The organism is Pseudosulfitobacter sp. SM2401 (genome assembly GCF_042932805.1).
Lineage (GTDB): Bacteria > Pseudomonadota > Alphaproteobacteria > Rhodobacterales > Rhodobacteraceae > Ascidiaceihabitans.
This window is the reverse complement of sequence record NZ_CP170633.1, coordinates 2,196,503-2,218,807: the sequence shown is the minus strand read 5'-3', so window position 1 is coordinate 2,218,807 and position 22,305 is coordinate 2,196,503. Positions and strand designations below refer to the sequence as shown.

Here is a 22,305-nt window from a genome sequence, read left to right as displayed (position 1 = left end):
ACATCAGGAGAGAACGGGGGCAGTTTAATCGTCCCTTCGGGCTGGACGCGCGTGACGCCCTCAATCCCGTTTAGCCGTTCCATTTCAGTATCTTCACAAGAGCCAAAGATGGTGCCGATTGCAGGCATCACACGGTCGACTTCGACACCTGCCGCGGCGAGCCGCTGGCGGACGTTTTCGATCCCGACGTCATCCTTACAATCGACAACGATTTTGACCTCGACCCTTGAAATGGCTGCTCTCCCTTTGCATCAACGTGTCAGTCCCGCACGGGGCCAAACCACCTGTGAAACATACACATTTTGGTCATGCTATTCCAGATGCCCCGCCCGTTGGGGCCGTGACCAACCCCGCGCCGACATCTTGTTGGGATCCGTCAAGAGCGCTTGCCGTCGAGACAAGTTCATCCCAGAGTGCTTGCCCTCGTAGGGTTGTATCGCCCTGCGCGCGCAAGGCCGCGACACCTGCGACATGCGGGCAAGCCATGCTTGTACCTGAGAAAATATCGTAGCGCTGCGGTTCCGGGACTGACGAAAACACGCCCACGCCGGGTCCGGCAATATCGACCTCGCCGCCGTTGCTGTTGATGCCGCCGCTGGAAAACTCAGCGACGCTTAGCGATTGGTCAACGGCGGCCACGGCCATGATGGACGGGCAGTTTGCGGGGCTTCCCACCGGGGCCACATAGCCGTTCGCGCGGGTGCTTTCGTTGCCTGCGGCAGCAACAATCAGCGATCCGCGATCAAGCGCCAGCAACCCCAGTTCTTCGTATTCGGGGTTGTAGGCCTCGCCGATCTGGACCGCGCCGCCCAGTGACATCGAAATGACGTCGCAGCCCTGTTCGATGGCCCACATCATGCCGGTTAGAATGTCCCGCTCGCGACCTGATCCGCGGTTGTTCAGCACTTTGCCCACGTAAAGATCAGCGCCGGTTGCAACACCGTAACGCACCCCGTCTTGCGAGGTTACGTTGCCCGCAGCGATGCCGCTACAATGGGTGCCGTGGCCTTGTTCGTCCTGCACATCTTCGCCGTCCACAAAGCTTTGGGATACGATCGTGCGATCGACAAAATCGGGGTGCTGTAAATCCAGTCCGGTGTCCAGAATTGCGATTTTGATCCCGGCACCGGTAGAACCGCTGGCCCAAGCGCCAACTGCGTCAACGCCCCAGGTTTTGTCGTCGTCATCTTCATAGGATTGGATCGTGCGGTAGTAGTATTCGGGCCGCACGGATGAAAAGTGTTCGTCTTGGCCCATCAGGCCCCTGATGCGTTCGGATTCACCAGTGCTGAATTGGTCAGACAAAAACCCGATGCGAGTGTTTTGCAGCAAAAAACCGGCCATTCCCAAGGCCTCAGCGGGCAGGGGCCCTGATTTTGCGTCAAACGACATGACATCCTGACCGACCATGTTTGCCAGTACGCTTTCGCAGGTTGCCAGATCGACTTCGGGTCTGAACAAAACGACACTTCCGCCGGTTCGTTTTGGTCGCATAAGCTCCACGAGTTTGCGCGTCATCGGATGTCCTTCTCCGGGTTTGGGTCAACGTAATGAGACCTAAGAAGGACACCCTCACCTCGCAACAGATGGGCGGTTGCGGCGGCGTCATTGCGCTTTAATCAGCCAGTTTGGGCGTCGCCACTACGCGGTCAATTGCCGAAACGCATGTTGCTGCAACCGGCGGATTAGGGCCGTGGCGAACGGCAAGCACGACAGAAAAGCGATCGAGGCACGTACCAAAACCATAGGCAAATAAGCAAAGGCAGTCACAATGAAAAATCTTATCGCTCTTACTCTGATGACGGCGATCGCCGTTCCCATGGCGCTTCCGGCTCAGGCCGCTCCGGTCCATCAAGACAGACACCACAAGTTGTATCACCAACCGGTTCAGGTGCAGAGCAAACGGGTGGTGACGCCACGGCGAGACTATGTCGTGGGTGAACGCGTGAAAAGCCAGAAATTCTCGAACGTTAACAACTGGCAAGAACGCGGGTGGAAAAAGCCGGGGCGTGGTCAGAAATACGTCATGATCGACGGCAAAGCCTATCTGGTGGCTGCCGCGACGCTGGCTGTCTTGGCTTTGGTCAAGTGAATTGAACCGTAACAGGGCGCAGCACAGGACACCCCAAATTGCATTTGGAAAAGGAGAAAACATGAAACAGTTTTCATTGATGTGCGCCCTTTTGGCTTATGGGTTGAGCCAGGCATTCCCGGCGCTTGCGCATGGTGATGGAACCCATGAAGACAGTGCACAGGCACGATTTGAGACGCTGGTCGCGTTGTTCGAAACTGCGGATATTGTCGGCAAACCGGCGATTGTGCCCTGCACGTTGTCCGGCGGCACCAAGACCACCTGTTTTAGCATCACGACTGTTGCGGCACCCGCGGATCACACCACGGGGCCGTTTTGTCCGCGCAGGATCACAGACACTGCATCGCAGGCCGGGACGTGGTTCAAAGACGGCGAAGTCTATGACGTCGACGGCAGTTTTATCCAACGCCTTGCCGAGATTTACGACGATGATCAGTGGCAAATGTATGACCCTGAAACGGGCAAGGTCACGGTCGCCGAAGGGACGCTAGGTTGCGAGGTCGCAGGCGATCCAACCAGCGCGGACAGGTACAAAAACTACTGTGTGGAATGCGAATTGCAGAACATGGCGGCCGAGGTCACGCAAACCTACGTCATTCCGCTGCACCCTTCGGATGCGTCAGCGGATGGCGAACCCATCGGGCATTTTTCAGGCATCGGTCTGGCGCTAAACGGGGCCAAATTCGACGCACCTGCACCGCTTGATCTGATTTTGGGCGGGCATACGCTGGGGCCATTCGACGATTGCGGTGGTCACGTCAATCCACGCAGTGGCTATCATTATCACGGTGTCGTAGGTTGCGGTCCACAGGTTGACGCCGACGTTCAAGATCATGCCCCGATTATCGGTGTGGCGATGGACGGCTACACGATGCACGCTCGCACTGACGCCAATGATCAGGAACCAGATGATCTTGACGGGTGTCGCGGCCATGAAATCGAAGGGCTAGGCTATCATTACCACGTCAATGCCCCGGGCGAGAACCAAATCACCGGGTGCTTCAAATCCGAGATCGGCTGCACGCTAGATGATCCCGCCGGCACTTGTGATGCCTCGAATGTGCCAGAACGCCCTGCGCGTCCGGGCCGACCGGAACGTCACTGAAAACAGGGGGCTAACGAGACGGATAGACCACCGGCTTGCCAAAAACCGGGTCCGGGGCGACCTGTGCGTGAATGTCATACAAAGCCGCGACCGTGTCTTGGGTGATTGCGTGCTCAGGCGGGCCGGCGCAGATCAATTGACCCGCGCGCAGCCCCAGCACATGATCACAAAACCGCCCTGCCAGCGTCAGGTCATGCAGCACCATAATGATGCTGCGGTGCTGGTCATCTGCCAAAGTGCGAAGCAATTTCAACAACGACAACTGATGCTGAATATCCAGATAAGACGTTGGTTCATCTAGCAAAATTACCGGTGTGTTTTGGGCCAAAGCCATGGCCAGCCATGCGCGTTGACGTTGCCCACCTGACAGTGTCGCCAGACGACGGTTGCGTAATTCTGCCAGTCCTGTCGACTGAAGCGCCGTGTCGATTGCAGTTTTGTCGGCCCGCGAAAAAGGGGCAAAGGCCCGTCGCCACGGCGCGCGCCCTTTGCCGATCAACCCCGCGACGGTCATTTCAGGCAGGTTTGGTGGCTCTTGTGGCAGGTAAGCAATCTGGCGTGCGCGCGCTGAGTCCGCCAGTTGCGCAAGTGGTCGACCATTCAGCGCAATACGCCCGCGATCCGGTTTTTGTATGCCAGCGAGGCAGCGCAAAAGTGTTGATTTCCCACACCCGTTCGGCCCGATAATTCCGGTCAGCCCACCGATTGGCACGGTCACAGAAAACCGGTCGTAGACCTGTGCATGTCCGAACCTCAGGGACAGATTGGACACTGTGAAAAGCGGTTGTGTCATGAGCGTGCCTGCCTTCGTTCGCGCCATAAAAAGAATATCAGGTAGGGGGCACCGATAAGGCTCATGATCAGACCGGTTGGGAACACGACGATGGGCGCCAACAAACGTGCGCACAAGTCTGCCGCTGTCAGCAGACACGCGCCTGTTGCGGCCGCAGGCCACAGGGCCGGTGGTTCAGATCGGGTAATCGCCTGCGCCAACGGGGCCGACACAAAGGCGAGAAAACCAATCGGCCCAACGGCAAGGGTGCTGGCCGCAGTCAACCCCGTCACAACGCCCAAAATCATCGTTCTTGTGTTGACCACATTGGTCCCAAGGGCTGTCATCACGTCATCCCCCAACCACAAAAGCGCCAGCGTGTGCTGGTAAAATGCGACCCAAACCAGCCCTGCGATCAGCACGACCCAAAGCCACATGGCGGTCGCAATATTTGCGTGCGACAAACTGCCAGACAGCCAAATCAGCGCTGTGCTGGCCTCGGCATCGGGCACGCTGGTGATGATCACTGCGGTGGCTGCTGCGCAGGTCGCACCGACGCCGATACCAAACAACACAAAGGCCAAGGGCGTGCGTCCGCGTGACAATGTCGCGACGGCCAACATGGCACCGCCCGCACCCAGTGCTGCACCCGGTAATAGCGCAAGATCGCTGAGCAATGCGATTGAGAAACCCAATCCGGCCCCTTGCGTCACGCCGATAATGTCTGGTGTTGCCAGAGGGTTACGGGTTAACCCTTGCATCAACGCACCTGCCATTCCAAGGGCAGCACCGGACCCGACTGCAATCAGCACGCGCGGCAGCCTCAGCTCATGGATAATGAAATCTTGTGGGTCGAACAGACCGGTGAAAACGTCCAGAGGCCCAAGCCAGTTGCGCCCACCCGCCAGCGAAAAATAGATCAGAACCAACAACAAAGTCAGGGGCAAATACAGGCGTTTCATACGCGGGTTTTCGGATCGCGGGGCAGCAGCCTGCTGATCATGATGATCAGGCCGATGCCGCCCGCCAAGGCCATGATGATGCCAGCGTCGACTTCTCCGGGGCGCGCGATCACCCGGCCCAAAACATCGCAGGCCATCAACGTGCTGGCCCCCAGAACAACGCAATGTCCGTAGGCCGCCATCAGGCTCGTTTGTGCCATGCGTCGCACCACAAACGGCACGAGCAATCCGACAAAAGCGATGGGACCGGCAATGGCCACCGACGCCCCGCTGAGCACTGTGACCAAGCCAAGCGTCAACGACACGGTGACACGCGGATCTCGCCCCAGACTTTTGCTTTGATCCGCGCCCAACGTGAACAAAGACAACCGTCCGGTCAGGGACGCGCCGCACACCAAAGCGACGGCGATTACCACGAGCGGAATGCTCTCGGATCGTGCAACTGGCGGGATGGCACCAACGATCCACTGCACATAACGGGCCTGCGTTTCGGCATCGCTCAGGATCAACATCATGGCCAGCGACAGACAAAATGCCTCGATTGCCAAACCCGCGAGGGGCAGGCGCAGTGCGATGCCGTCGCGGCCCAATCCGGTCTCGCCATCTGCAAGCGCCCATAGGGTCAATCCGGCCAATCCAGCCCCGCAGATGGCGGCTATCAATAGCGTGCTCATGCTGGCATCGGGTACGAATTGTGCAGTGGCCACGACCAGCAAAGCGGCGCCTGCGTTGATGCCCGTGATCCCGGGGTCCGCCAGTGGGTTGGCCGTCAGGCTTTGTAACATCAGCCCCGAAACGGCCAGTGCTGCACCAACGGCCATGGCGCATAAGCTGCGAAAGGCGCGACCGGACAGCAGGCCAGCTCCGTCGTTCAGCAATGCGTCAAACGACACTTCTGCGCCGCCAAGACGCAAGGAAGCCGCCAGCGTGAGCAGACACAAAATCAAAAGGAACAGGAAGCGCAGCGAGGCCATTGGTATCCGCATTTTCTGGAATGTCTGGCGGGCAGTGCGCTGGCTGCGCGCAGATAACGCCGATCACTGCGATGATGCAAGCCCACCTGCGCGATCACTCACTTGACAGCGCGCGCGCACCAAGCGACGTTTGCGCCACCCAGCAAACGCTCGGTGCTTTCCCTATCTACCCCAAGGAAAAAACCCATGCGCGCTGTGTTCCTGATCTGTCTGGCTTTTTTTTCAACGTCGCTGTCTGCGCAAGAGGTTGAGGTTACGCATCGTTTTGGCGTGACGCAGATTGACGGGTCGCCACAGCGGATCGTGTCCGTGGGCTATCACGAACAGGACTTTTTGTACGCGCTGGGCATCGCCCCTGTGGGCGTTCACGACTGGTTCGGCGGGCAGCCATTTGCGACGTGGGAGTGGGCCGAGCCAGCGCGCCGCGCCCTAGGGGCAGAGCCGGAGGTTCAACGCGGTTTCGAGATTGACCTGGAATGGGTCTGGAATTTGCAACCGGACCTGATCGTGGCCAGTTTTGCGCCAATGGACGCGGCAACCTACGCACGGCTGTCGCGCATTGCACCGGTGGTTGGACCGCCCGCAGGCTACGCGGATTGGGGCGCGCCGTGGCAAGACGAACTGCGACTGATCGCCCAAGCCACTGGCCGTCAGAACAAGGCCAAAGAGGTGATCAAAGACGTCCAAAACGTACTGGCCGAAACACGCGCCAAATACCCCGCCTTAACCGGCCAAAGCGCTGCGGTGGTTCACGTGACGGGCACCAAATTGGTAGGGTACGGGCCCCAGGACGGGGCCAACCGGTTTTTGGCGTCTTTGGGCCTGACGATCCCTGACGAATTTACGAAACTTGCGTCCAAAGCTGGTAGTTTTTCGGTCAGCGCCGAGCGTATTGATCTGTTTGACCGCGACGTGGCCCTGTGGCTGACGGACAGCGCCGGGCGTGATTTCATCGAGGCATTGCCGACATATCAAAACAGTCGATTGGCCGGGCAGGGGCGATCAGTCTGGGCTGATCAAAACGAAATGGGCGCGATGAGTTTCCAAAGCCCGTTGTCTATTATTTGGGCAGTACAACGCCTTGCCCCCCGCCTGGATTCGGCAATTCAAAAACATGGATCATTGCCGTCCGAACCCGATTGACAAGCTTTGGCTGTTCAGCGAATTTGCGCCAACCCAGGCAGATTCTTAGGCGAGATGCTGAACTCTCTTCATCAGCACAACGCGCGCTATTTTAGGCGCGCTCCCTGATTGGAGCCTGGAATGATACCCCAAACACCCCGCCTAATGTCGACCCGTTCGATGACGTGTATTTTGATGGGATGCACCGCACTCATCTCTGGTATTGCGCTTGCGCAGCCCGCGTACGCGCAAGACGAAGACGCCTATGAACTGCCGACAATTATCCTGCGCTACAAGCTTGATTATTCCGGCCGCGTCGATGGATATCTGGCGCGCGCCACCGAAACTGGTGTGAAATCCGGCGTGCCGCTGAGCGAAGTGCCGCAGTCGATTTCCGTCGTCACATCAACCGAACTTGAAACCCGCCGACCTGACGAAGTCGAAGACGCAATCGCCTATGTGCCGGGCGTCAATGCGTCGACCTGGGGGACGGATGACCGGTTTGACCAATTCTCGATCCGCGGTTTTGATATGGGGTCTAGCGCGTTGTACCGCGATGGGTTGCCGCAAAAAGTGCTGAGCTTTTCCGCCTTTTCCACCGACCCTTACATGATTGATCGCGTGGATATTCTGCGGGGACCGGCGGGTGTTTTGTACGGATCAAATGATGCGGGCGGAATGGTTAATCTGGTGACCAAACGACCGGTGTTTGATCGGTTGGCCAACACCTATGTCGGGTATGGCAGCAACGGGACGGCTGAAATCGGGTTCGATTGGTCGGATGTGATCAGCGAGGATGGCAGGATGGCCGCCCGCATCACCGGTTTGATCCGCGACGGCGAAACCGAAGTGCAAAGTTCAGAAAATGACCGCGCATTTTTGTCGGGTGGCTTTACGTGGGCCCCGACCGAGGACACGACGATTACGTTGTTGGGCCATGTGCAGAGCGACGCGAAAACGCCGATCATCTTTGCGCCGATTGCCGGCGAGGACTTTGACGCGAGCTATGGATCATTGCCTGCTGATTTTGCCTATCGTCAATCCGATTATAACTATTTTGAAACCAAACAAGAAACATTTGGCTGGGAAGCAACGCACGTTTTTGCCGAAGGCGTGACCTTTAATCAAAAATTCCGTTATGCGCATCAAACCACGGATTACGCGCAGCTTGATTACAGTTCTGCGGATGCATCCGGGCTGTCCTATTATGCATTCCGCAACGACGAAGACGCCACAACCATCGGATTTGACAACAATGTCGAATGGAAGGGTCAGCTTTTTGGGGCTGATAACAGTGTCACCGTTGGTGCCGATTACCAGAACAGCCGCTACGAGGTGACGCAATATTACGATGGTACAACCTACACGTTGTCCTACAGCGATCCGACGTTTGACTTTGACGTTGCTGACCCGGCGCTGTCGTCCAGTTCTGAAACGACATACACGGAAACCGGGCTGTATGTTCAGGATCACATCAAATTTGACAACGGCACCGCGCTTACTGCAGGCCTGCGCTATAGCTGGTTTGAAAGCGACACAGTCGATCTGTTGAACGGCGGTGCATCCGCGCAAAGTGATAGTGCTGCAACCGGCATGTTCGGGCTAACCCACGAATTCGACAACGGGCTAACGCCGTATTTGGGCTACGCCGAGGGCTTTATCCAGAACATCGGTACCACGATTGCGGGCGACACTCTGGACCCGTCAAAAAGCCAACAATGGGAAGTCGGCCTGCGCTATCAGCCGGGCGATAACTTTATGCTGAGCGGTGCGTTGTTTGACCTCACAAAAAGCAATGTCAAAGACTACGATCTGGACGACCCAACCTTCTCGAGCTTTACCCAAGTGGGCGAGGTTCGCTCCAGAGGATTTGAATTTGAGGCGCGCGGCCGCATCACCAGCAAGCTGCAAGGCGTGTTCGGCTACAGCTATCTGGACTCTGAAATCACTGAATCCTCGGATGCCTCAAAACTGGGCAATTCCAACGCGATGTCGCCGACACATCAAGCATCACTTTGGCTGGACTACGACGCCTCGTCGATCTTGAAGGGACTGTCTGTGGGGGCTGGATTGCGCTACACATCCGAGTCATTTTCGACGCAAGACAACCTGCGGGTCACGCCCAGCTACACTGTCGCAGACCTTTCCGCGCATTACGAGGCGACCAATTTTGACGTCAATCTGAGTGTGACCAACCTGCTGGATCGCGACTACTACGGGAATTGCTACGACAATTACGGGTGTGTGAAAGGTGAGGGACGCCGGATCGGCGTTTCTGTCAGCCGCGAGTTTTGATCACAAGAAACACAGCGAACCGGCCTGTTTGATCAGGCCGCAAGCCCCCTCACAAACATCGCGGCAAGTTCTATTCGAAGCTTCGCGTGTTTGCGCTCGGGGATGGAAAAAAAGCCGCGATGCAAGATGATCCCGTCAACCATCGCGGCCAATAAACGGCCCAAATTACGCGGATCAGCGTCTTGGCGAATTTCACCAATGGCTTGCAGATAGGTGATGTGGTCGGCGTAGTGACCACCCAAGCGGTCGAAAAATCCGCCAAACTCTTCCATAAATGTGTCGGATGTGAATTTTTCACCAAAGACTTCAAAAAACAGCCTGATGTAGCGCGCATCGTCGTCTGGCACCGTCATCGTTTTGGTTAACGACTTGGCAAAGGCATCAAGCGTCGCAGGTTTTTTGCCCCCGAAAAAGCGGTCCTGCATACCATCAAAATGGGTGTGCATCATCGATAGGGCGAGGGCCTCTTTGTTCTTGTAATATAGGTAAATCGTGCCTTTCGCGACGCCGGCAGCGTGTGCAACATCGGCGATTGTTGCGCTGTGATATCCCTTTTCCAGATACACGCGCTGGGCCGCATTCAGGATGCCGAGTTGCATTTCTTCGCGGTCAACAATCTTGGGCATTTGACGCTGTTCCTTGGTCGTATTTCCAGCTTTCTTTAAGAATATTCGATTTTTTACTGGACGTCCAGTCATGTTAAAACTACATGACTGACCATCCAGTCATAATAAAAGATTTCAAAATCACAAACCCTGAGGACCCAACAATGACAAAACCAGCATTTGACCCGAACAAACGTATGTCCCCTCCGGGATTGCCGGCGCATCTGGCGGATGCCATCAATCCAAACACTCCGGCGACGGGTGTTCCGATTGATCGCGTGTCGCGCAATTTCCAGTTGGGTGATTTCAAAATCACGTCGCTGCTGGACGTGACAGGCCTGCAACAAAACCCGAAAGACGAATACGCAAGGGACGTGCCACAAGCCGAGTTCAGCCAAGTGTCACGCGACAACTTTTTGTCCGATCAAGAGCACCAATTTTTCATAACGCCCACGTTGATCGACACAGGCCGAGAACGCGTTTTGATGGATGCGGGAATGGGGAAGGGCGGGTTGACCAAGTCACTGGCCCAAGCTCGTGTTGATCCTGCATCGGTCGACGTCGTTGTTATCACGCACATGCATCCCGACCACATCGGTGGGTTGATGACAGATGGCAAACCGACATTCCCGAATGCGCGCTACGTGGCGGGTGCCAAGGAATACGACTTTTGGAAGAGCATGCCTGCGGACAATTTCCCGGCCAAGCTGGTCTCGATGTTGTTCACGCCGCTGGCGGAAAAAACCACATTCATTGGCGGTGGCGACGCGGCGGTTTCGGGGATCACGGCGATTGAATCCTTCGGCCATTCGCCGGGCCACCTTTGCTTTATGCTGGACAGCAATAACCAGCAAATGGTGCTGACGGCCGACCTTGCCAATCACTACGTCTGGTCGTTTGCAAAACCGGATTGGGCGTTTGGGTTTGATGGCGATCCTGATGCAGGTGCCGTGTCACGCAGGCGGGTTCTAGGCATGCTTGCTGCCGACAAAATCCCGATGGTCGGCTACCACATGCCTTTTCCCGGCGTCGGCTTTGTTGAACCTCGCCAAGACGGGTTCCGGTTCGTGCCTACAACATATCAACTGCACGGCTGATCCAAATTCACGCATCAAACCAAACCCCGAAACAGGACATTAAAATGATTGAGCTCAAAGACCTCCCGCACCGTTTCGCCCGTGCAATGGAAACCCACGATGTCGCAACAATCGGTGAGTGGGTTCACGAAGATTACGTTCAACACAATCCGTTTGTCCCCCAAGGGATCCCTGGCGTCGCATTCTTTGTGGACGCTTGGAACGCCGGGTTTTCGGAGACAAAAGTCACCGTTGAGGACGTCATTGTCAGTGGTGACCGTGTCGTCGGGCGGTTCACATTCCAGGCCAAACATACCGGCACATTCATTGGCGTGCCGCCCACAGGCAAGGACATCACCATGACCAGCATCGATATCTGGCGTATCAAAGAGGGCAAGTTTGCGGAACATTGGGATGAACACAACGGCCAAGAATTCTTTGACCAAATCGGTGGGCGGCCCGGCAAGCCGTCCTGAAACCCCACCCCATTTTCATACCGTTGACCCAAGGATATTGATCAAATGCAAGGCAATCCCAACACTGACCCCGGCACATCGCCAGGCCGCGCTGCAACCATCGCCGTTCTGGCGATTTCCAGCCTTACCATCATGGCGAATGCGACGATTTCGCCGTCTCTTCCGGGGTTGGCAAAGCAGTTCGCCGACACGCCAGAAATTGAATCACTTCTGGGTCTGATGCTCAGCCTGCCGTCGCTTACGATCATCTTGACCGCGGCCCTGTTCGGCATCGCGGCAGAACGGTTCGGGCGCAAGCCGGTCTTGCTTGTCGCCTTGGTTTTATACGCCATCGGTGGTGCATCGGGCCTGACTGTCGACACCATGTCAGGTCTGTTGGCGGGGCGCGTTGTGCTTGGACTTGGGGTTGCGGGCACCATGACGGTCGCCACCATGTTGGCTGGTGATCTGTGGACCGGACAGGCGCGGATGAAATTCATGGGCAAGCAGGCCGCATTCATGAGCCTTGGCGGGATCATCTTTATCGCGCTGGGCGGGTTTCTGGCCGAAGCGTCTTGGCGCGGCGCGTTCGGCCTGTATCTTTTGTCCCTGCCGATTGCGGTCTTTGCAATGCTGGGTCTTGGGGCCGAACCGGCCAAGAACACGAATGCCAGTCCCGACAAAGCCCCTCTTGATTGGGCGATTTGCCTCAAAGTCGGCACGCTGGCATTCCTGACAATGGGGCTGTTTTACGTGATCCCCGTGCGTTTGCCGTTCATCGTACAACAGGTTGGTGTCACTTCGACGACAGTTTCCGGTCTGGCATTGGCATCGGTGACATTTGCCGGAATGCTGGCGTCCATCAACTATCAGCGTATCGGTCAAATGCTGTCGCCTGTTGGTATTTACGCCTTGGGGTTTGGCTGTTTTGCGGTTGGGTACGGGTTGATTGCCACAGCGGGTGGGCTGCCCCAAGTGATCATCGGTTCGATGGTGTCCGGCGTCGCGTTGGGGGCGATTATGCCCAACCAAAACAACTGGTTGATGGGTTCTGTGCACCCGCAAGCACGGGGACGGGCCGCGGGCGTTTTGACCACATTTGTGTTTGCTGGCCAATTCGCCGGACCGTTGTTTGCCGGCGTGGCGAACCTGTTTGTGTCCTTGCATGGCATCTTTGCCGTGTTCGCAATCGCGGCAGGTGTGTTGTCTGTTACTTTGATGATATTGGCACGGTCCGAGCGCGGGTGAGTTGAGGTTTTCCCCGTCTCAATCCTTAAGAAAGTCTTGTAATACAGCGTTGAACAGGCTGGGTTTTTCCAGGTGTGGCGCGTGGGCACATCCCGGGATGACGGCCAGACTTGCACCCGCAATGGACTGCCAAAGCTCTTCTGTTTGACGCCACGGATAGGTTCGGTCGTGGTCCCCCCAAACCACCAGCGTTTTAATCTCGATACGTGAGAGATAGCTGGTGCCATTCCAATCATGCATGGCATCCAGCCCCGCGAGGATCGCATCAAGACTGCTCATCTCAGCGATCGCGGCGCAATCTTCGTAGGGGGCCGCGTCGTGTCGTTCTAGAAACCATGTTGCTGCAATTCGTCTGGCCGTTGCATTCGCTCCGTCAGCACGCGCGCGGTCTTTCGAGGTGGCGATTGTCTCGAACCGGCCGGGCAAAACACCCGTCGGACCTGTGCCATAAAGCACCAGTCGATCGACGCGGTCCGGCGCGCATGCAACCATTTCTTGTGCAACCATTCCACCCATCGAGTGACCAACAAGGTGAAACCTGTGCACGCCACGCGCGGTCAGTTCGTTCAGGGCCCAACGCGCCAGATCAGCGATGCTGGCCAACGCGGATGTCTTTGCGTTTTGACCAAACCCCGGCAGGTCCAAGGCAATGACGTTGCGGTCGCAAAATGCGCGCGCCTGTTCTTGCCACTGCGCACTGCCGCCCATCAATCCATGGACAAAAACCACAGGGGTCACTTGCGGTTGCCTTGTACGATACGGTCAAGGATCATCGCGCAGAACAGGATGGCAAAGCCCGCCAGAATTCCTTGGCCGACGTTGGCGTATTGCAAGGCTTCCAGCACGTCCTCGCCCAGACCTTTTGCGCCGATCAATGACGCAACCACGACCATCGCCAGCGACAACATAATCGTCTGGTTGATGCCGGCCCGAATGGACGGCCCCGCCAGAGGCAGATCGACCTTTGTCAGCAAATACCACTTGTTCGCACCAAAGCTGATCGCCGCCTCGCGCACGCTTTCGGGAACACCGCGCAGACCCAGCACCGTCAGGCGGACCACGGGTGTGCCGCCAAAGATCATTGTGGTCACAACGGCGGCAGGTTTACCCGTGCCGAAAAACGCAATGACAGGGATCATGAAAACAAAGGCGGGCATGGTTTGCATGAAATCCATGATCGGCTGGATCGCCTTGTAAAACCGAGGGCGGCGCGCTGCAAACATACCCAGCGGAATACCGATAAGGATCGACAGACACGCCGCAGTCCCCAAAAGCGCCAAGGTCGTCATGGCTTTTTCCCAAAACCCCAACAGCCCCATGTAGGCCAGAAACGCACCCGAATAGATCGCCATACGCACGCCAGCCGTCAGCCAAGTGAGCAGGATAATCAGCGCTGCAATCACGATCCAGGGGGTGCTGACAAACACGATCTCGAGCGCATCCAGAACCAAGCGGATAAAATACGTAATGGCATCAAACAGCACTTCACCGTTTAGAACCGCCCAGTTGAAAAACGCTTCGACACTGTCAATGCTAACCAGCCGAATGTCAGGGTCGGTCGGGAATTCGGAAAGCAACGTAAAGCGGCCGGGAAACGAGTAATGCATCATTGCGGCAAATGCGATTAAGCCCATGAAAATCGCGCTGAACACGATTTGTCCGACCGGCAGGCCTGAACGCACGGTGCGGTCGCTCATCCAGTCGGAAAAACGCGCTTCCAAGGCAGAGTTCGCAACAACGGCCTGCGCACATTTGGCAAGGATCAAGATGGCAAGGCCCGTCAGTGCGATGGCAGGACCGGTCGCTGCCAACGCTTCGGCTTCTGTCCGGATGCCGCCGATATTGGCCTCAAGGCTATCAACGGCGCGTTGAAACGCATCGATCCTGTCGGAATTGCTGTCGATGGCGGCGGCAAGTTGGCGGCGACGCAGTTCCAGCGTGCCCTCGATCGAGGCAATGCGCGCCATCGCCTCGGCCCCCAGATCCCCGAACAAGCCACGTGCAATTTGCACCAGCGCCAGTGTTTCGATGATCAAAAACGGCAATGCCCATTTCCAAAGCCCGCGTGCGCCAAACCAAACGGGCCCAAACAGACCCGCCATGACATTCAGCGTTGGGGTAAAGGCGGAAGACGCGCCAATTTTGTCGAACATCCGAATGTAGTACTCAGGGCTCGTGTGCACGAAGGAGCGAATGTTGTCGCATCTTTCCTCGGCATAGGCTTTTGCCGCGTCGCTTTCGGTGTCCTCGAGCGGGTTAACGCCCAGATCTTGTGCTGCATCGCTCATGAGACTTCGGTTCCTTCAATCACAGTGCGCAACAGATCAGCGCGGGTAATGACGCCGGCATCACTGCCATCTCGCTGGACGATAATGGGGTTGTCGTTCTCGATCGCGAGGGTGATGAGCGTGCTGAGATTTTCGCGTGCGTCAACGCGCGGTGCCGCGGCGGCGATAGGCCCATGCGATTGGATGTGGCCCGCGATAGGTTGCATGACCGCGTGGGCATGAACGACCTTGAGACGGGAAATACCTGCAACAAAATCAGCAACATAGTCGTCGGCGGGTTCCATCACGATTTCTTCGGCAGTTCCCATTTGCACCATCTTGCCGTCCCGCATGATGGCGATCCGGTCGCCAATGCGCACCGCTTCGTCCAGATCATGGGTGATGAAAATCGTGGTTTTCTTCAGGATTTTACTGAGCCGGATAAATTCATCCTGCAACTGACGACGAATAAGCGGATCGAGCGCCGAAAATGGCTCGTCCATCAGCAACACATCAGGATTAGCGGCAAGGGCACGGGCAAGCCCGACGCGCTGCTGCATGCCACCGGACAATTCATGGGCAAATTTGGCCCCCCAAGCACCCAGTTCCACGATGTCCAGAATGGCGGCCGCCTGACGCATCCGCTCGTTCTTGGGCACCTGACGGATTTCCAAGGGCATCGCGACATTGTCGAGCACCGAACGGTGCGGCATCAGCGCGAAATTCTGAAAGACCATCCCGATCTTTTGATTGCGAAACTTCTGCAACTCGCGCGGGCCAAGCGCCATCACATCCGTGCCTTCGATTTCGATTTTGCCGGCCGTGGGCTCTAGCAGACGATTGAAATGGCGCACCAGCGTGGATTTACCGCTGCCCGACAGCCCCATGATGCAGAAAATCTCGCCGCGGTTCACCGACAGGCTGACGTCTGCGACGCCCACAACGGCGTTAAACTCCGCCAGCACTTCGGACTTGGTCAGCCCGCGCTCGCGCACCGCTTCAAGAGCCTCCTTGGCTCTGCTGCCGAAAATCTTCCAGACATTGGAGATTTCAACGACGGTCTCGTTTTTCATGACACGTCTCTTTTGCTAAAATGGGGAATTGTCTTAGGTCGGATCATCTTGCGGCACCACGTTGCCATGGTGCCGCAGGTGTTCAATCGAACGTGCCCTACAGGCCAAGCATCGCGTCAACACGGTCGGAATTGGCTGCAATCCAGGCTTTGGCTGCATCCGCCGGGTCCATGCCATTGGCGCTGATTTCAAACGCCAGACCAGAGACGTCATCCGCCGTCAGTTCGAAGTTGGCGAAAAATTCAGCAATCGCAGGCGAGCGACCTTCGAGAGAGTTGGACCAAGCGATTTGCACGTCTTTCAGTGCGTCTTTGGTCGCAACCGAAGATTTTTCGTACCAATCCGCGTCGTCCGAAGGCTGGATCATTGTGTATTTCGCTTCGTCGTATGTCGGCTCGGTCAGCATTTCGACGTCGAACATGAACCACACGGCGTGCGGTTTGTAGCAGTAAAACGCATAGCCTTCGCCTTTGGCGATGCTGTCCTTGATGCGTGCCGTTTTCACGGCCTCTTCGGTGCGGACCGGTTCAATAAAGTCGAGCAAACCATAGTCACGGGTTTTGACCTCGTTGACGTTGGCAGAGGCCCAACCCGGTGCGCCAATCCACATCTCGCCTTTGCCATTGCCATCGCTGTCCATCAACGCGGCCACATCGGGGCGGCCCAAATCGGCAATGTCAGTGATGTTGTTGGCCTCACCAAACCCTTTGGTCACGCAGAAACCCTGATTGCCTTCGTAAGAATTGGAAGACAGTGTGACGGTGCCCGCCCCATCCACATATTTTTGGGTAAAGCTTTGTTGATTGGGCAGCCAGACATCGGGATGCACGTCGATGTCGCCCTTGCCTTGGTCCATCGCCTGAAAGATCGTGGCGTTGTTGCCCGGTACATATTCGACCTGACCGCCAATGCGCGACGTGACGATTTCGCCCAACACGTGTCCGATTGCTTGTGCGCCGGTCCATGATGGCAGGCCGATTTTGACTTCTTCTGCTGCCAAGACGGGCATCGCAAGAAAGCTGGCTGCGGCTGCAAAGCCAAGTGTTTTCAATTTGGTTTTCATTTTATTTCCCCAGTTGGATCGCGCCGGATATTTGGCGTCATTTACGTGCTTGGATCGTTGTCCGTACTCCGGCGCTTGCTGTTCCGCTGGCGCGGCAATGTGGCCGCAGCCGTCGGGCACTGCACAGATGCACAGACCACCGAATACTGGAATCAGACTAGTGCAGAAGAATTCTGAAGAGCCAATTCTAACATTTCATCAAATCATTCGCATTTTGCATAGTTTGATCTAAGCTGCCTTCAAGCACCGAACTTCAGCATGGGAAAACCCTTGGATTTAAACTGGCTGCGCGATTTTGAATGTCTTGCCCGAACCTTGAATTTTACCCGGGCTGCGGCTGAGCGTAACATCACACAGTCTGCATTTAGCAGGCGAATCAAAGCGTTAGAGAACTGGGTTGGTTTGCCTTTGGTGAACCGCGCCCAGTATCCTGTGCAGCTCACTCAAGCTGGCGCGCAGTTTTTGCCCATAGCGCTGGGCGCTGTTTCTCAGCTGACTGAAACGCGCCAAGATCTTCGCGATGCTGACAGGGGCGGCAGTCGATTTCTGCGATTTTCCGTTTTGCACACAATTTCGGTTAATTTTTTGGCACAACGCATAGACGATTTGCAAAAAAAAATCCCTGATCTGCACACCCGCGTCGTCTCCGACTCTCTAAGTACGTGTTGCGAATTGTTGGTCGAGGGCGCGGTCGACATCATGCTGTGTTACTATCATCAGTCGGTGTCGCCCCGTATCGACGAGACCGCGTTTTCGCGCAAGGATCTGCTGACGGATCGTTTGATCCCGGTTGCCGCGGTTGCTGCCGCCCACGGGCAGGGCTGGGATCTGGGTCGCACGTCCGGCCCTGCGATCCCGTACTTGGCATACGAGCCCTCGTCGTTTCTGGGCATGGTCGTGGACAGCGCCATGGATACCTCGTCGCTGCACATCGAAACGATCTACGTCGACGGGTTGGTCGAGACGATTAAACGAAGGGTTTTAAAAGGCAGCGGATTTGCGTGGATGCCGGAAACTGCGGTGTCACAGGAACTGGCCAACGGGTCTTTGGTACAGATTGCAGATGACACGTGGACTGCGCGGCTTACGATTGCAGCGCTGGCCAATCCGACGACATTCGATCCGGTTGCACAAGAGGTCTGGCAACAATTGTGACGGCAGCGGGGCCCGTTTTGCCAAGGAAATTGACGCTACAGGCCCCGATTGTTTTAAATGTTCACCCAGCGCGCCGCGTTATCAAACGCAAAATCATAGCCGCCGAGGGCCGCTGCCCCGCCGGTGTGCAAAAAGACCACGCGCTCGTTTTTGAACGCGCCTTTGCGGGCCAGATCGATCAGACCGGCAGCACCTTTTGCCGAATAACACGGGTCCAGCAGGATGCCTTCTAACTCGGCGAACATTTTGATGGCCTCGATGCCGCTTTGTGTTGGCAGGCCGTATCCGTCGCCCACGTAGTCCGTGTTGGCCATCACGTCTTCACGTTTTACAATGCCGGCACAGCCTAGTTTTTCTGCGGTTTTACAGGCCAGATCGTAGACCATCTGTTCTTGTTTGGGCTGTGGGGCACGTGTGCCGATGCCCAGCACCGGGATCTGTGCATTCATCGCGCACATGCCCGTCACCAGACCCGCCTGCGTGCCCGACGATCCTGTTGCGTGGACCAACCTGTCGATCTTCAGCCCCATGTCGTTGACCTGTGACACCAGTTCGAATGCGGCATTCACGTAGCCCAGCGCGCCCGTCGGGTTCGAACCACCACCGGGAATGATATAGACGTTGTGGCCCTTGGTCCGCATCTTATTCGCAGCACTTTCCATTTCACCGGGCATGTCGTGGCCATTGGGGAATTTCTCTGTGGTGGCACCATGCAAATGATCCAGCAAAACGTTGCCGTTGGTGTTGTAATTTCCGTCCTGATAACCGGTGCGATCCTCGAGCAGGATATGGCATTTCAGGCCCAGCTTGGCGGCAAAAGCGGCTGTTTGGCGCCCGTGGTTTGTTTGGGTCGCGCCTTGGGTCATGACCATGTCCGCACCCTGTTCAATGGCTTCGGCCATCAGGAATTCCAGCTTGCGGGTTTTGTTGCCACCGGTCGACATGCCGGTGCAATCATCACGTTTGATCCAGATCTCGACACCCAACTCTTTCGACAATCGCTCCATGGGTTCCAGTGGTGTGGACAGATGGGCCAGATGGACGCGGGGAAAACGTGCGAGGTGCATGATTAGTCTCCTGTATGTGTTTTGATCAACTTATCTGCATATTTACGCCGAGACTAATGCGAATTAGGTGTTGTAAAATGCGAAAACTATAAGTTATGGCAATGCGAGACGGCGCGTTAAAAACAGATCGGGATACGATGCGACTGGAATGGATAGATGATATTCTGGCAGTTCTTGACTGCGGATCCTTGGCGCAGGCTGCAGAAAAGCGGATGCTGACGCAGTCCGCCTTTACCCGTCGCGCCCGCACCATCGAGGACAGCATCGGCACGACCTTGTTTGATCGCCGTCGCAAGCCAGTGACGTTGATGCCTGCTGTGCAAATGCTGGAACCAGAGCTGCGCGAGCTAAGCACACGAATGCACAAGCTGCGCCATACGCTTAGAACCGCCAGCAACACGTCAGGCAAACCACTGACGTTTGTGTGCCAACACGCTTTGACGACCACTATTTCGCCGCGGATTGTTCGCGCCGCGACACAAGACGGCGAGACGTCGGTGCGGGTGCGCTCTGGCAATCAGGACGAATGCATACTGCAACTGCTGTCCAAAGAGGTCGACCTTGCGATCATGTACGCGCTGCCCAAAGACGCGACATCGGACATCAGCAGTGCGTTTGAAACGGTTAATCTTGGGGATGATCTGCTGGTTCCGGTCTGCGCCCCAAGTTTGCGCGCCGACGCGTCCAACGCGGTCATCCCGACGATTGCCTATCCCGCCGACGTGTTTCTGGGACAGGTTTTTGCGCGGATGATCCGACCACGATTGCCGGGCGCTGCGACGACACTGCCGATCGCCGAGACCGCCCTGACGCTGGCGATGGTGCAATTGGCGCTGAGTGGAATCGGGATCGCATGGTTGCCTTTGTCGTTGGTCGCCGATGCGCTAGACCATGGCGATCTGATCCGTGTTGACGATGTGTTGCCCGCGCAAGTTCTAAACATCAAAATGGTGCGATTGCGTGGGGCACGAACGGACAACAACGACAAGATCTGGCGACACCTTGCCGAACATCTGCAAATTGCCCCCTAGCAATTGCAGTTGTCCAAGACGCAGTTGATGCGAATTTTTCCCGCTTAATGCGCCAAAAACACCGGCAGTTCAGTCTGGTCAGACATCGTCCGCGTGGTGCCCCCGAACACAATTTCAATCATGCGCGCATGCCCGTACGCCCCCATGACGATCAGGTCGGAGCCGATCTCTTTGGCGCGAATTTGAAGGCATTCAGCTATGTCTAGCCCGCCACTTGGCAACTGCGAAACAGTCACGTGACAGCCGTGATGCGATAGCCAGGTCGCAAGGTCTGCCCCGGGGTCTTGACCGTCGCGTTCGTCAGTTACAATCGGGTCGATACACATGATGATCACGTCTTTGGCGGTTTTCAGATAGGGCAGGGCTGCGTGAACAGAGCGTGCCGCGGCCTCGCTGCTGTCCCAGGCGACCAAAACTCGGGGCGCGTCCAACGCGGCGTCCCCGTTCAGGCGCAAACCGACAGGCGAATGGAACAGCACACCAAAGGCAGCCTCGCGCATTATTTGTGGCGTGTCGCGCAGACTGGCGGCGATATAGACTTCGTCACATACACGAGCGCGGCGGGCGACATGATGTTTGAAGTCAACCGTCGCCCCCAACATCGATTGAACATCGCCGGACGCGCCACTTTGGGCCAGCAGCGTTTCGACCTCTTGTACTCTGGTTTCGAGCGCATGTTTGGCGTCTTGCAGCAAGTCGGGCCAATTGTCTGGAATGTTCAGGGATCCGTACGGGGTGACGCCATAGGCGTACATCGGCAAGGTCGGGGCCGCCCCTAAAATGAGGCAACTCAGGTGATCCAGAGACAGTTGCGCCCGGTTGGCAGCGCCGATGATTTGATCGTCCGGCGTATTCACGTCCATCACAAACAAAAGCGTTCTGCGGTTCATATCGTTCTCCATTTCATAAGCGCGCGTTGCATACAGGTTGCCACAGGCGCAGCGCGGGCAAACTGACACAGATCAACCCACGCGCCGATTTGGATGCCAAACTGGTGCCAGACTTATCATCAGGTGCGCAGCAGATGGATTTCAAAGACTACTACAACGTGCTTGGTATCACCCGGGATGCCACCGGGGACGAGATCAAAAAGGCCTTTCGCAAGGCTGCACGCAAGTATCACCCGGATATCAATTCAGGTGCCGAGGCCGAGGCGGAATTCAAGGATGTGAACGAAGCCTACGAGGTTTTGAAAGATCCCGAACGCCGCGCTGTGTATGACCAATTGGGCCAAGGCCCGTCAACGGGGCGGGGCCGTTCCGAACCACCGCCCGACTGGAACGGTGATTTTTCATTCTCGGAGGGGCCCCAAGGTGACGCGGCCTTCGGTGACTTCTTTGAAACGTTGTTTCGCCAGCGGGCTGGTTCGCACATGGGGCAAGGTGGCGACAGTCATGGCCGCATCGAAATCGCCATTGAGGACGCCTATCGCGGCGCGCAACGGGCGCTGACATTGACAGTGCCAGTGGTTGGGCCTGACGGGGCGGTTCGCATGCAAGAGCGTGCGATTTCCGTGCGTGTCCCAAAGGGCATTTCCGAAGGACAGCACATTCGTCTTGCCGGACAGGGGGGGCTTGCGATGGGGGGCAATGCGGCCGGGGATTTGTTTCTCGAGGTCGTCTTTGCCCCGCACCCGGTCTATCGCCCCGATGGCAAAGATTTGTATCTGGATCTGCCGGTCACACCATGGGAGGCCGCACTGGGTGGACATGTTGTGATGCCGACCCCAGCAGGCAAGGTTGATCTGCGCATCCCCAAGAATGCCCGCACAGGTCAGAAATTGCGGCTTAAGGGCAAAGGCCTGCCCGGCAGTCCCGCAGGCAATATCTATGCCACTTTGGTCATCGTAAATCCGAAAATCGAAACAAAACAAGCGCGCGCGTTTTTCGAACAGATGGCCAAGGATCTGCCATTTGATCCCCGCGCCCACCTCGGAGGATAGC

21 protein-coding genes are annotated in these 22,305 nt (G+C 56.7%); 10 read left to right on the top strand and 11 right to left on the bottom strand.

Annotated elements, in window-relative coordinates; genetic code table 11:
• Positions 1-306 precede the first annotated feature (306 nt).
• A complete protein-coding gene (locus ACFIO0_RS10980; RefSeq protein WP_390910442.1) occupies positions 307-1,518 on the bottom strand; it encodes a S8 family serine peptidase in 1,212 nt (403 codons plus the stop codon).
• 253 nt (positions 1,519-1,771) lie between these two features.
• Between ACFIO0_RS10980 and ACFIO0_RS10975 the strand changes: the two genes are divergently transcribed.
• Positions 1,772-2,092, top strand: coding sequence for an RcnB family protein (locus tag ACFIO0_RS10975; RefSeq protein ID WP_390910441.1), 321 nt, complete (start codon positions 1,772-1,774; stop codon positions 2,090-2,092).
• A 61-nt stretch (positions 2,093-2,153) separates the two neighbouring features.
• A complete protein-coding gene (locus ACFIO0_RS10970) occupies positions 2,154-3,197 on the top strand; it encodes a YHYH protein (protein WP_390910440.1) in 1,044 nt (347 codons plus the stop codon).
• Positions 3,198-3,207: 10 nt separating this feature from the next.
• Here the strand turns inward: ACFIO0_RS10970 and ACFIO0_RS10965 are convergent, their stop codons facing one another.
• From ACFIO0_RS10965 to ACFIO0_RS10955, 3 genes are read right to left on the bottom strand one after another with little or no spacing between them, the layout of a single operon-like run.
• Entirely contained in the window at positions 3,208-3,990 is a 783-nt protein-coding gene (locus ACFIO0_RS10965; protein ID WP_390910439.1) for an ATP-binding cassette domain-containing protein, read from the bottom strand.
• Positions 3,987-4,931 carry an iron chelate uptake ABC transporter family permease subunit gene (locus ACFIO0_RS10960; protein ID WP_390910438.1) on the bottom strand — a complete coding sequence of 315 codons (945 nt, stop codon included), beginning with the start codon at positions 4,929-4,931 and terminating at the stop codon, positions 3,987-3,989. Before ACFIO0_RS10960 ends, ACFIO0_RS10965 begins: the two co-directional genes overlap by 4 nt.
• Positions 4,928-5,905: an iron chelate uptake ABC transporter family permease subunit gene (locus ACFIO0_RS10955; RefSeq protein ID WP_390910437.1), complete on the bottom strand. Its 978-nt coding sequence runs from the start codon at positions 5,903-5,905 to the stop codon at positions 4,928-4,930. Before ACFIO0_RS10955 ends, ACFIO0_RS10960 begins: the two co-directional genes overlap by 4 nt.
• Before the next feature lie 186 nt (positions 5,906-6,091).
• Here ACFIO0_RS10955 and ACFIO0_RS10950 point away from each other — a divergent pair, with 186 nt between their 5' ends.
• Together ACFIO0_RS10950 and ACFIO0_RS10945 are read left to right on the top strand one after the other, a co-directional pair.
• Positions 6,092-7,048, top strand: coding sequence for an ABC transporter substrate-binding protein (locus ACFIO0_RS10950; protein ID WP_390910436.1), 957 nt, complete (start codon positions 6,092-6,094; stop codon positions 7,046-7,048).
• Between the two features lie 120 nt (positions 7,049-7,168).
• A complete protein-coding gene (locus tag ACFIO0_RS10945; protein WP_390910435.1) occupies positions 7,169-9,322 on the top strand; it encodes a TonB-dependent siderophore receptor in 2,154 nt (717 codons plus the stop codon).
• 32 nt (positions 9,323-9,354) lie between these two features.
• On the opposite strand, the gene ACFIO0_RS10940 is transcribed toward ACFIO0_RS10945, so the two are convergent.
• On the bottom strand, positions 9,355-9,948 hold the full coding sequence (locus ACFIO0_RS10940; RefSeq protein WP_390910434.1) for a TetR family transcriptional regulator: 594 nt from the start codon (positions 9,946-9,948) through the stop codon (positions 9,355-9,357).
• Between the two features lie 143 nt (positions 9,949-10,091).
• On the opposite strand from ACFIO0_RS10940, the gene ACFIO0_RS10935 reads away from it, so the two are divergent.
• The 3 genes from ACFIO0_RS10935 to ACFIO0_RS10925 are packed head-to-tail and all read left to right on the top strand — an operon-like array spanning position 10,092 to position 12,706.
• Complete coding sequence (locus tag ACFIO0_RS10935; RefSeq protein WP_390910433.1) at positions 10,092-11,024, top strand: MBL fold metallo-hydrolase; 933 nt, start codon at positions 10,092-10,094, stop codon at positions 11,022-11,024.
• Positions 11,025-11,068: 44 nt separating this feature from the next.
• On the top strand, positions 11,069-11,479 hold the full coding sequence (locus tag ACFIO0_RS10930) for an ester cyclase (protein ID WP_390910432.1): 411 nt from the start codon (positions 11,069-11,071) through the stop codon (positions 11,477-11,479).
• 45 nt (positions 11,480-11,524) lie between these two features.
• Positions 11,525-12,706 (top strand): MFS transporter, encoded by a 1,182-nt coding sequence (locus tag ACFIO0_RS10925; RefSeq protein ID WP_390910431.1) that lies wholly within the window; start codon positions 11,525-11,527, stop codon positions 12,704-12,706.
• Positions 12,707-12,724: 18 nt separating this feature from the next.
• Here the strand turns inward: ACFIO0_RS10925 and ACFIO0_RS10920 are convergent, their stop codons facing one another.
• From ACFIO0_RS10920 to ACFIO0_RS10905, 4 genes are all read right to left on the bottom strand, one after another.
• Positions 12,725-13,444, bottom strand: a complete 720-nt coding sequence (locus ACFIO0_RS10920) for an alpha/beta fold hydrolase (protein WP_390910430.1) — start codon at positions 13,442-13,444, stop codon at positions 12,725-12,727.
• Positions 13,441-14,994 (bottom strand): ABC transporter permease subunit, encoded by a 1,554-nt coding sequence (locus ACFIO0_RS10915; protein ID WP_390910429.1) that lies wholly within the window; start codon positions 14,992-14,994, stop codon positions 13,441-13,443. Before ACFIO0_RS10915 ends, ACFIO0_RS10920 begins: the two co-directional genes overlap by 4 nt.
• Positions 14,991-16,046 (bottom strand): betaine/proline/choline family ABC transporter ATP-binding protein, encoded by a 1,056-nt coding sequence (locus tag ACFIO0_RS10910; protein WP_390910428.1) that lies wholly within the window; start codon positions 16,044-16,046, stop codon positions 14,991-14,993. The genes ACFIO0_RS10915 and ACFIO0_RS10910 overlap by 4 nt, the downstream gene beginning before the upstream one ends.
• Before the next feature lie 97 nt (positions 16,047-16,143).
• Positions 16,144-17,109 (bottom strand): glycine betaine ABC transporter substrate-binding protein, encoded by a 966-nt coding sequence (locus ACFIO0_RS10905; RefSeq protein ID WP_390910427.1) that lies wholly within the window; start codon positions 17,107-17,109, stop codon positions 16,144-16,146.
• Positions 17,110-17,367: 258 nt separating this feature from the next.
• On the opposite strand from ACFIO0_RS10905, the gene ACFIO0_RS10900 reads away from it, so the two are divergent.
• Positions 17,368-18,264, top strand: a complete 897-nt coding sequence (locus ACFIO0_RS10900) for a LysR substrate-binding domain-containing protein (RefSeq protein WP_390910426.1) — start codon at positions 17,368-17,370, stop codon at positions 18,262-18,264.
• 53 nt (positions 18,265-18,317) lie between these two features.
• Here ACFIO0_RS10900 and ACFIO0_RS10895 read toward each other — a convergent pair whose 3' ends face one another.
• A complete protein-coding gene (locus tag ACFIO0_RS10895) occupies positions 18,318-19,331 on the bottom strand; it encodes a D-cysteine desulfhydrase (RefSeq protein WP_390910425.1) in 1,014 nt (337 codons plus the stop codon).
• Between the two features lie 95 nt (positions 19,332-19,426).
• Between ACFIO0_RS10895 and ACFIO0_RS10890 the strand changes: the two genes are divergently transcribed.
• Positions 19,427-20,362, top strand: coding sequence for a LysR substrate-binding domain-containing protein (locus ACFIO0_RS10890; RefSeq protein ID WP_390910424.1), 936 nt, complete (start codon positions 19,427-19,429; stop codon positions 20,360-20,362).
• Between the two features lie 44 nt (positions 20,363-20,406).
• Here the strand turns inward: ACFIO0_RS10890 and ACFIO0_RS10885 are convergent, their stop codons facing one another.
• Positions 20,407-21,252: a universal stress protein gene (locus ACFIO0_RS10885; protein WP_390910423.1), complete on the bottom strand. Its 846-nt coding sequence runs from the start codon at positions 21,250-21,252 to the stop codon at positions 20,407-20,409.
• 104 nt (positions 21,253-21,356) lie between these two features.
• On the opposite strand from ACFIO0_RS10885, the gene ACFIO0_RS10880 reads away from it, so the two are divergent.
• Positions 21,357-22,304, top strand: coding sequence for a DnaJ C-terminal domain-containing protein (locus ACFIO0_RS10880; RefSeq protein WP_390910422.1), 948 nt, complete (start codon positions 21,357-21,359; stop codon positions 22,302-22,304).
• The last annotated feature ends 1 nt before the right edge of the window (position 22,305 follow it).